The sequence below is a fragment of the Bacillus sp. JJ1609 genome (genome assembly GCF_036967045.1).
Taxonomy (GTDB): Bacteria; Bacillota; Bacilli; order Bacillales; family Cytobacillaceae; genus Mesobacillus.
Genome location: NZ_JBALSS010000024.1, coordinates 99,102 through 105,572 on the forward strand (window position 1 = coordinate 99,102; position 6,471 = coordinate 105,572).

General features: G+C 40.5%; 7 protein-coding genes. 2 read left to right on the forward strand and 5 right to left on the reverse strand.

Annotated features, from left to right (window positions below):
- Window positions 1-38: 38 nt before the first annotated feature.
- A complete protein-coding gene (locus V7654_RS16845; protein ID WP_335431836.1) occupies window positions 39-974 on the reverse strand; it encodes a DHH family phosphoesterase in 936 nt (311 codons plus the stop codon).
- A 348-nt stretch (window positions 975-1,322) separates the two neighbouring features.
- Between V7654_RS16845 and V7654_RS16850 the strand changes: the two genes are divergently transcribed.
- Complete coding sequence (locus V7654_RS16850; RefSeq protein ID WP_335431837.1) at window positions 1,323-1,616, forward strand: YtpI family protein; 294 nt, start codon at window positions 1,323-1,325, stop codon at window positions 1,614-1,616.
- Between the two features lie 73 nt (window positions 1,617-1,689).
- Here the strand turns inward: V7654_RS16850 and V7654_RS16855 are convergent, their stop codons facing one another.
- From V7654_RS16855 to V7654_RS16865, 3 genes are all read right to left on the reverse strand, one after another.
- The gene (locus V7654_RS16855) at window positions 1,690-3,009 is read right to left on the reverse strand and encodes a CBS domain-containing protein (RefSeq protein ID WP_335431838.1); all 1,320 of its coding nucleotides are present in this window, start codon (window positions 3,007-3,009) and stop codon (window positions 1,690-1,692) included.
- A 230-nt stretch (window positions 3,010-3,239) separates the two neighbouring features.
- The gene (locus tag V7654_RS16860; protein WP_335431840.1) at window positions 3,240-3,488 is read right to left on the reverse strand and encodes a hypothetical protein; all 249 of its coding nucleotides are present in this window, start codon (window positions 3,486-3,488) and stop codon (window positions 3,240-3,242) included.
- Window positions 3,489-3,592: 104 nt separating this feature from the next.
- The gene (locus V7654_RS16865) at window positions 3,593-4,273 is read right to left on the reverse strand and encodes a metal-dependent hydrolase (RefSeq protein WP_335431841.1); all 681 of its coding nucleotides are present in this window, start codon (window positions 4,271-4,273) and stop codon (window positions 3,593-3,595) included.
- 253 nt (window positions 4,274-4,526) lie between these two features.
- Between V7654_RS16865 and V7654_RS16870 the strand changes: the two genes are divergently transcribed.
- A complete protein-coding gene (locus V7654_RS16870) occupies window positions 4,527-5,624 on the forward strand; it encodes a M24 family metallopeptidase (protein ID WP_335431842.1) in 1,098 nt (365 codons plus the stop codon).
- Between the two features lie 56 nt (window positions 5,625-5,680).
- On the opposite strand, the gene queF is transcribed toward V7654_RS16870, so the two are convergent.
- Complete coding sequence (gene queF / locus V7654_RS16875; protein ID WP_207500574.1) at window positions 5,681-6,178, reverse strand: preQ(1) synthase; 498 nt, start codon at window positions 6,176-6,178, stop codon at window positions 5,681-5,683.
- Between the last annotated feature and the right edge of the window lie 293 nt (window positions 6,179-6,471).

A 6,471-nucleotide genomic window follows, 5' to 3' on the forward strand; every position in this document is an offset into this window, starting at 1 on the left:
GAGCCCCCCTCAGCATTTAGCCAAGCGGGGCTTATTTATTATTCCTTGCAAACTTCAATTAAATCGTTAAGAACATTTTGGACATCATCCCATGAATAGATGGACGCACCGGCTGCAAGCGGGTGACCTCCTCCATTATACTTTCTCGCGATCCCGTTGATTACAGGGCCTTTCGAACGGAGACGCACTCTGATCTGATCCTGTTCTTCAATGAAAAACACCCAAGCCTTTATACCAGCGACATTTCCCAATTCACTTACAAGCAATGAAGCTTCAGATGGTTTTACTGAATATTGTTCAAGCAATTCCTGCTTCATTACAACTCTAGCAGCACCATTTTCGAGCATCTCAAAGTTTTGCAGAATGTACCCATTTAATTTCACCACATTCGGAGCCAGTTCATACATCCGGTCATATAACTCTGTCCTCGAGAAGTTATAATGGATTAACTCACCAGCGTATGCGAATGTTTTATTTGTAGTGCTTGGATATAAGAAACGCCCCGTATCCCCCACAATACCCGCATACAGTAATCGAGCGGCCTCGTCAGACATTTTAAGCCCATGATCCTTGAAGGAAAGATAGAACTCATAAATCATTTCACTCGTAGAGCTGGCAGTTGTGTCGACCCATTGCAAATCACCATATGGGTCCTCATTCGGATGATGGTCAATCTTGATCAGCTGTTCTCCCAAGCGATAGCGATCATCACAAATACGCTCAGCATTTGCCGTATCACAAACTATCACAAGCGCCCCCTTAAAGGTATCGTCAGGGATTGAATCCAGTCTCCTTAAATAATTAAGGGACGACTCCTCTTTGCCAACCGTATAAATGTTTTTGCCAGGATATGAAGCTTTTAAAACCTCAGCCAGCCCCCCCTGGGAACCATATGCATCCGGATCCGGTCTTACATGGCGGTGGATAATGATTGTTTCATAATTTTCGATAGCTTCTAGAATTTGCGCTTTCATCAACATGCTCCTTCACCTTGTTTCTATCCTAATTATGAACATATTTATTGGAAAAGAAAAGCAGAAGCACAAGGAGGATTTGGTTAAATTCGATTTTGGTTACTGTTGTGAAATTGTGGCACATGGGAATTTAATTTACTTTTTTGGACAAATCAGAGATCTTTTTACCCAAATTGGTTCCCACACTCAATTTTGAGCACATGAACGGGATTTACATTACAACTGGGATGCCTCACTCAAATCGGGGCACAAAGTAGTTATTAAAATATCTTGAAAGGAAACCTCTCTATAGCATTCAGACAAATTTAGCGGTAAAATAATAATGATTATAAAAGTGGAGGAAATGCAATGCCTATATTCGTACTACTGATCGTACTTTCATTCGTATTCTATATCTTTTATAAAATTAAATACGTCCGCAGCAAGCGTCCTGCTGAAAAGAAATGGCTGTCCGCTAAATCTAGCATCGCATTAGGACTATTCGTTGGATTATTTGGCTTGAATCAGGTATTCCTTTTTCAAACAACGCTTACATACATCGTTGCAGTTATCTTCATTATCATTGGCTCAATGAGTGTCTGGTCTGGTGTAAAAGCATATAAATTCTATCTGCCGCTTGCAGCTAAAGAAGCTAAAGAGTAATTTAAAAGAAGCCGATCCATTACGGATCGGCTTTTGTCATTTATATACGCAGATAACTAACCAGTGAATAGATTTAATGCCTGTCAATCAGCTGGCACATCATCATGGCCTTCCCAACTAGAACTCCTTCGTTGAATGCTTCAATGTCGACCTTTCCGAACTTCCGGCCTACTTCCAGCACCTTTGGATAAATCTCTATTACACTGTCAATCTGGACTGGTTTAATGAAGTAGATTGTCATATTCTCTACAACTAAATCACCTTTTTTATAGCCCCTCAACACCCGATTTGCTGCCTCAGTAACAATCGTTGTAAAAACTCCATATGAGATTGTTCCAAGATGGTTTGTCATCTGAGGAGTGACCTGGCAGCGGAAAATATCTTCATCCTTTGTTTTCCCCTTTGTCAGGACCATCTGGCTTGTGACTGCGTCATCAAGAGTTTCCCCTACCTGCGGCTGGCGCTGGATCATTTGCAGTGCCTTTAAAACATCTTGCCTGCTGACAATCCCTTCAAGCCTGTTCGAATCATCAACAACTGGGAGAACTTCAATGCCTTCCCATACCATCATATGGGCTGATGATGCGACACTTGTCGACCCGCTGACAGCCATCGGGTTTTTAGTCATAATTTTTTCAATCACTGTGTCTTGATCATGGCCCATGACGTCCTTAGAAGTAATCATTCCGATGACCTTCATATTATGGTCGACAACCGGAAAACGGCTGTGGAAGGTTTTGTCCTTATGGCGGTACCAATCCGAAACACGATCATTGCTTCTCAGGAAAATCGTATCCGATAGCGGCGTCAGAATATCCTCGACAAGAATAATTTCCTTTTTGATCAATTGATCATAGATTGCGCGGTTAATCATTGTCGCGACCGTAAAAGTATCATAGCTGCTTGAGATAATCGGCAGCTGGAGCTCATCTGCAAGCCTTTTGACATGGTCCTCTGCATCAAAACCTCCTGTTACCAGTACAGCTGCCCCTGTCCTTAGTGCCTGCTCATGAGCCTTATCGCGGTTCCCTACAATCAGAAGGTTACCAGCATCGGTATAACGCATCATTGCTTCAAGCTTCATTGCACCAATAACAAATTTATTAAGTGTTTTATGAAGTCCAGCACGTCCGCCGAGAACTTGTCCATCAACTATGTTGACTACTTCTGCAAAAGTAAGTCTCTCTATGTTTTCTTTCTTTTTCCTTTCGATCCTGATCGTGCCTACACGTTCAATCGTGCTGACATAGCCTTTATTTTCTGCTTCTTTTATGGCCCTATAGGCAGTTCCTTCACTTACATTTAGCGCCTTGGCGATTTGGCGTACTGAGATTTTTTCTCCTATTGGCAATTCATCTATATATTGAAGTATTTGTTCATGCTTTGTTGCCAAGACTTTCACCCTTTATAATAATTTTCCGTTCAATGTAGTTCTATCCATTTTATATTATAAGGTGTAAAGAGCGCTGATTCAATCGTACCCTTCCCTTTCGGTCACCTTTTGGAAATTGTAGCTAAATACTCGGACACTGAAACTTCTTTTTTTGGTTCCCTTTGGTGCGACGCAACTGCCTAGTTTGGCACTCAAATTGCCTTTTTTGTTCAAAAAAACTGGCTGAATCCTCAGCCAGTAAATACTCGTGATTTTTTTTTCTGCTTGTTATCAAGACTAGTCCTGCCAGTTCGCGGATTCTTTTTCGGTGTATACAAAAATGCAGCCAGGTTGCCTGCGAATACAAGCAGGGCCAGAAACAGCCATGATCCGGCGAATAGCGCATGAGTTCCGCCTGATGTAAGGTTAAGCACAGGCATAGCAATATAAATCATTACTCCGCACAAGAGCAAGTATAACAGGTATTTGTTCTTTTTCATTTTTCCCCTCCTATAGGTTGTCTTATTTTATATCTATGCCAGGTAAGAATAAAAAAGCATTTTTAAAAGAAAATGCTGCACAAAAAGTTGTGCAGCACAATGGTTTATAATTCTATGACTTCCCCAGCTTCAAGAACCCTGCCTTTATTTTTCTTAAGTGAATCCACAAACCCATGAGGATCCTGTTTGATTGGCGGGAATGTGTTGAAATGGATTGGGACAACTACTTTTGCATTGAGAAACTCGGCAGCCAAAGCCGCGTCTTCAGGTCCCATTGTAAAATTATCGCCAATCGGCAAGAAGGCCAGGTCGATTGGATGCCTTTCGCCAATCAGTTTCATATGTGAGAACAACCCAGTGTCTCCAGCATGGAACACAGTTTTTCCTTCAGCCATGAACAGTATCCCAGCAGGCATGCCCCCATAAATAATCTCATTATTTTCGGTAATCATGCCAGTGCCATGGAACGCTGGAGTCATCTTCACTTTACCAAAATCGAATTGATAAGCTCCACCAATTGACATACCATGTGTATTTAGCCCTTTCCAGCTTAGATATGTAGCTAATTCATAGTTGGCGATCACCAGAGAATCGTTTTTCTTTGCCAGCTCCACTGTATCTCCAAGATGGTCTCCGTGCGCGTGCGTAAGGATAATGACATCAGGCTTGACATCTTCAACCTTTAAATCAGTCAGATCATTGCCTGTAATGAACGGATCAATCATGATCGTTTTCCCATTCGTTTCAATTTTTACAACAGAATGGCCGTGAAAAGATACTTTCATATTATCGCTCCTTTCAATTCTCAGTAATTAACTTCAACAACATTCACTTATTTCCTGCTTACATTTCCTTTATACCCAGCGTAGAGAATGATTAATAACTAATTTCCGGCTCTTTTGGATAACTATGACATAATTTTTTTTAGTAAGGTGCTAACATTAATAAAAACTGTCTTTTAATAAAAAGAACGTTTTACTTTTCATCATCAACTTGCTAATCTCATTATGAGATATACATATAAGAGGAGGAATTTTAATGTCTGAAAGATTGACTGCATTATCTGGCTGGATGAAGGAAAGCAACACTGATGTCACTTTCATTTCATCTCCAGACAATGTTTTTTACTTAAGCGGATTTTTAAGCGATCCTCATGAACGCCTGCTGGCTATTGCTGTGTTTCAGGATGCAGAACCATTCATGATTTGTCCCGCAATGGATAAGGAAAATGCAAAAAATGCAGGCTGGAATCTTGAAATTATTGGCTATAGCGATACAGATGATTCGATGGAGCTTGCATACAATGCCATTAAAAAAAGAGTTCCTTCCATTAAGCGTACAGCAATCGAAAAGGAACAATTGAATGTTGAACGTTATGAAAAAATGAATTCCCTATTTTCTGACTCGGCTTTTGTATCCGCTGAAGAAAAGTTAAGGCTGATGCGTATGGTCAAAACGGAAGATGAATTGCAAAAACTGCGTAAAGCATGTGAACTCGCTGATTTTGCGATTGAAACAGGAGTAAATGAAATCAGTGAAGGAAAAACCGAGCTTGATGTGCTTGCTGCAATTGAATATGAACTGAAGAAAAAAGGCGTTACACAGATGTCATTTTCAACAATGGTACTAACAGGTAAGAATGCCGCAGCCCCGCATGGTACACCTGGCCTAACTAAAATGAGCAAAGGTGATTTAGTTTTGTTCGATTTAGGTGTAGTCATGGATGGTTACTGCTCTGATATCACGAGGACAGTTGCATTTGGTGAAATTAATAAGCAACAGGAAAAAATTTACAATACCGTACTGAAAGCACAACTGCAAGCCCTGGATACCGCACGGGCAGGAGTGAAGTGTTCCGATGTAGACCTGGCAGCACGCAATGTCATTGATGCTGCGGGATACGGAGAATATTTCCCTCACCGCCTTGGACATGGTCTTGGAATCAGCGTCCATGAATTCCCTTCCTTGACCAGTACCAATCATCTTGTCTTGGAAAAAGGGATGGTCTTTACAGCTGAGCCGGGAATTTATGTACCTGGTGTAGCTGGAGTTAGGATCGAGGATGATGTAGTCATTACTGAGAGCGGAATTGAAATCCTCACAAAATATCCAAAGGAACTTGTTTTTGTTTCTTAATGCAGAAAACCGTCTGAACGTTAATGTCAGACGGTTTTTTATATAAGGCATATACTTTATCGATTATCAACCTTCTCAGGATACATATCGTGATTCATCAGACGGTAATCTGCCATCTCTTCATATTTTGTTCCCGGCTTACCGTAGTTTGTGTAAGGATCGATTGAGATTCCGCCTCTAGGCGTGAACTTTCCCCACACCTCGATATATTTTGGATCCATTAGCTTAATCAGGTCATTCATGATGATGTTCATGCAATCCTCGTGAAAATCACCATGGTTCCTGAAGCTGAATAAATACAGCTTTAATGATTTGCTTTCTACCATTAGTTTATCTGGAATATAACTAATATAGATTGATGCAAAATCAGGCTGGCCTGTAATCGGGCACAGGCTTGTGAACTCAGGTGTGTTGAATTTTACAAAGTAATCCCGATAAGGGTGTTTGTTTTCAAAGGATTCAAGGATTTCAGGGCTGTACTCAAATAAATACTTTGTTCCCTGATTGCCAAGCAGTGTCAAATCTTTCATTTCTTCTTCTTTTCTTCCAGCCATTTCTTTAGCCTCCCAAGATGGCCGCAAACGCGATATGAGTTCAAATACCCTTCTAGATGCCTTTTTATAAATAAAAAAAACCATATCCTCTGGATATGGTTGAAATTATAATTCAAAGCCATAGTTTTTTATAGAGGGTGTCCGCTATGAACCTCTCCCGCGATTACGGGAATGATTATTCATTATTATAAAGCAACTATAATGAAACACTCTCTGAAAGTCAAAGGAAAAAATTGTCCTTTAACACAGCCATTTTTTAAAAACAATGCTCTGTTAAACAAGGCTGTTGATTT